This window comes from Protofrankia sp. CiP1_Cm_nod1 (genome assembly GCF_920888515.1).
Lineage (GTDB): Bacteria > Actinomycetota > Actinomycetes > Frankiales > Frankiaceae > Protofrankia.
Genome location: NZ_CAKKTM010000186.1, coordinates 1 through 3,203 on the forward strand (window position 1 = coordinate 1; position 3,203 = coordinate 3,203).

Annotated in this window: 4 protein-coding genes; all 4 read right to left on the reverse strand. The window is 70.6% G+C overall.

The window, feature by feature from the left end; all coding sequences use genetic code 11:
• Positions 1 to 176: 176 nt before the first annotated feature.
• Positions 177 to 611 (reverse strand): SRPBCC family protein, encoded by a 435-nt coding sequence (locus tag NBX02_RS08665; RefSeq protein ID WP_250290836.1) that lies wholly within the window; start codon positions 609 to 611, stop codon positions 177 to 179.
• 233 nt (positions 612 to 844) lie between these two features.
• Entirely contained in the window at positions 845 to 1,327 is a 483-nt protein-coding gene (locus NBX02_RS08670; RefSeq protein WP_250290837.1) for a pyridoxamine 5'-phosphate oxidase family protein, read from the reverse strand.
• Between the two features lie 101 nt (positions 1,328 to 1,428).
• The gene (locus tag NBX02_RS08675) at positions 1,429 to 1,689 is read right to left on the reverse strand and encodes a ribbon-helix-helix protein, CopG family (protein WP_250290839.1); all 261 of its coding nucleotides are present in this window, start codon (positions 1,687 to 1,689) and stop codon (positions 1,429 to 1,431) included.
• Between the two features lie 113 nt (positions 1,690 to 1,802).
• Positions 1,803 to 3,203: 3-hydroxyacyl-CoA dehydrogenase NAD-binding domain-containing protein (locus NBX02_RS08680; RefSeq protein ID WP_250290842.1), on the reverse strand; the 1,401-nt coding region annotated here is incomplete at its 5' end.

The following is a 3,203-nucleotide window of genomic DNA, read 5'->3' on the forward strand; positions in this document are numbered from 1 at the left end:
GGGCATCGGCATGGCCCTGCGCCCCCGTCCCGCCAGCACGCTCACCGCCGGGCGGAGCGCACCGGCCGCACCGGCGGACGCCATCCCGTCAGCGGCCATCCCGTCAGCGGCCGTCGCGTCATCCGCCGGGCCGGGCCGTACGTCATGAGAAGCCGTACGTCATGAGAAGCCGTACGTCATGAGAACAGGCCGGCCAGCCGGTCGAGGGATTTCTCGATGCCCGCCCTGTTCTTCCGGGGGAAGAGGCTGACGTCGATGAGCGGTGGAATGCGCGCGGTGGACCAGTCGAAGGTTTCGGTGACCTCTGTGCGCCCGTCGGGCAGCGGTGTCAGCCACCAGCGCCAGCGGTGCCCGAAGAAGTGCCGCCAGGCGATCAGCCGGTTCTCCTCGAACTCCACCACCGTGTTCGTGATGCGGTAGGGCGCGCCCATTTTCATGTCCATGCCGAACGTCGACCCGAGCGTCAGCCGTCTCGCGCCGCCGGGGCGCGCCGCTCGCACCGTTCCCGAACCGTCGATCACGGGATGCCGGGACGGGTCCGTAAGAAGATCGAAGATCTGTTCCGCGGTAGCGGGGATCGTCTTCGTCACCGCGACCTCGCGCGTTGCCATGCGTGCCATCCTTACGATCTCTGATCGCCGGCTTCTCCGTGCCGGCGGGCGGATGGTCTCCGGACGCGCTGGACGACCGGCCCGGCGGCGACAGGGATCAGCGGTCGCTGACGACTCTTCGTAACAATGGATGATCGCCAGCTGCTGGCGGTTGCCGAACGCCCGACCCGGCCCATGGTGTACGAAAATCGGCCGACCCGCCCGGGTTTGCGGAACGTCACCGGCGAGGTGCCCTATTTACGGGTTGTCCGTACGGGTGGGCTGCCCTCCCGCCAGAAGTCGATGACGAGTTTCTCGTCGCCGACGCCGATCATCGCGAGCTCGGTGACGTCGACCCTGAACAGGGCGAACGGCTCCGGCACGGGGATCTCCACCGCTGCCAGCCAGGCCGCCCGGTAGGCGTCGAGGCTTTCCTGATCGGTCACCGCGACGGCCCGGCCGGTGATTTTCGCGTCACCGTCGGCGACGTTCTTGTCCGTTGTCGCGTTGTGCAGGGCGCACCGCGGATCCCGCGACAGGTCGACCGCCTTGCGTGAGTCGGGCATCATGCCCAGCCACAGCTCGCCGAGGGCGAACAGCAGTTCGATACCGCTCACCCGGGGTGATCCGTCGCGCCGGAGAGTCGCGAGGATCGCCAGCCCGTATGCCTCGAACCGCCCCCGGACCGCCGCCGCCAGCAGCGGCGCCGCGGCCTCCAGCTCACTCCATTTCGCCATGCCGGCCATGCTTCCACCCACCACCGACAGTTCCACCCGGCCTGAGCGGTCAGGCGGCCGTGTCGTCGACACGTGTATCAGGAGGTTTGTCCCAGGCGGCTTCAGCCGCGCGGTCGGATTTTACCGATGACCTCATCGTCCTCAAGCTCGGAACTGAGCCGCAGTGCTTTGTCGAGGTCGATGCCAGGTCGTAGCCCGAGCGATCGGGCGGGCGTCCGGTAGGGCGGAGCATCCTGACGGCGGTTCGCCAGACCAGCACGTACAAGTGTGTTCAGCGCTTCTTCGAGCGACATTCCCTGTTCGCGGACCTCCTTCTGGAGGGCTGCCGCCACATCCGGATCGAGAGTCACCGTCGTCCGCACGAAAGCATCATGACAGCGGACGCCTGCTGTTGGGCATGGCGGCCTGGTCGGTGCTGGGAGGGCACCGACCAGGCCGGGCCGGATCGGGGATGTGGGGCGTGGGCCGGGGCGGGTCAGGACAGGGTGGCCACGCCGGGTGGGGTGAAGCGGCGGCCGGTGATCTTCTCGCTGATGCCGGTGCGGTCCAGGTAGGGGGTGATACCGCCGAGGTGGAACGGCCAGCCCGCGCCGAGCAGCAGGCACAGGTCGACATCGGCGGCCTCGGCGACCACGCCCTCGTCGAGCAGGGCGCGGATCTCCTCGGCGAGCGCGGCCAGGGACGCCTCCCGCACCTGCTCGCCGGTCAGCACCGGGGTGTCACCGCCGGCCGCGGACCTGATCAGCTCGGCGGCCTCGGGGTCCACCCGCTGGCCGTCGGGGCCCCACGTGTAGACGCTGGTCCTGCCGGCGGCCACCAGCCGGCCCAGGCCCTCGGTGCCGGGGAAGCGGTCCGGGTAGGCGGCGTGCAGGATCTCGGCGACGTGCAGGGCGACGGCGGGCCCGACCAGCCCGAGCAGCACCAGCGGTGACATGGGCAGGCCCAGCGGCTCGAGGGCCTGGTCGGCATCCTCCACCGGGGTGCCGTTGTCGATGGCGGCCAGCACCTCGCCCATGAACCGGGTGAGCAGGCGGTTGACGACGAACGCGGGCGTGTCCGTGGTGAGCACCGCGTTCTTCCGCAGCTTCTTCGCGACCGCGAGCGTTGTCGCGATCGCCGCGTCGTCGGTCTGCCGGCCCCGCACCGCCTCGACCAGCGGCATGATCGCCACCGGGTTGAAGAAGTGCAGCCCCGCGACCCGCTGCGGATGCGCCAGCACGGACGCCATGTCGCTGACCGACAGTGCCGAGGTGTTGGTCAGCAGCAGGGTCTCGGGGGAGACGACCGCCTCCAGTTCGGCGAACACCCGCTGCTTGACCGCGAGATCCTCGAAGACGGCCTCGATGACCAGGTCGGCGTCGGCGTAAACGTCCTTGGTCAGCGAGCCGGTCACGGCGCCGTGCAGCCGGGAGGCCTTGTCCGGGGAGATCCGCTTCCTGGTCAGCAGGTTGTCGATCTCCCGGTGGACGGTGGCGAGGCCGGCGTCGAGCCGGTCCTGGTCGATGTCGGTCAGCACCACCGGCACTTCCAGGCGCTGCGCGAACAGCAGCGCGAGCTGGCCGGCCATCAGCCCGGCGCCGACCACGCCGACCTTGGTCACCGGCCGGGCCAGGGCCGGGTCCGGCCCGCCGGCCGGGCGTTTCGCCCGCTTCTGCACCAGATCGAAGGCGTAGAGGCTGGCGGCCAGCTCCTCGCTGACGGCGAGGTCGGCCAGCGCCTCGGTCTCGGCCGCGTAGCCGGTGTCCCGGTCGGCGGTCTCGGCGAGCGCGATCAGGTCCAGCGCCAGGTAGGCGGCCGGGGCGGCGCCGTGCAGCTTGGCGTCGGCCAGCGCCCGGCCGCGGGCGACCGCGTCCGCCCAGACCGCGCCGCGCCGCAC

Bases quoted from the DNA above. Each gene is read 5' to 3' on its own strand.
- NBX02_RS08670 (WP_250290837.1), bottom strand. From the start codon at position 1,327: ATGGCGAAATGGAGTGAGCTGGAGGCCGCGGCGCCGCTGCTGGCGGCG.
- NBX02_RS08665 (WP_250290836.1), bottom strand. From the start codon at position 611: ATGGCAACGCGCGAGGTCGCGGTGACGAAGACGATCCCCGCTACCGCG.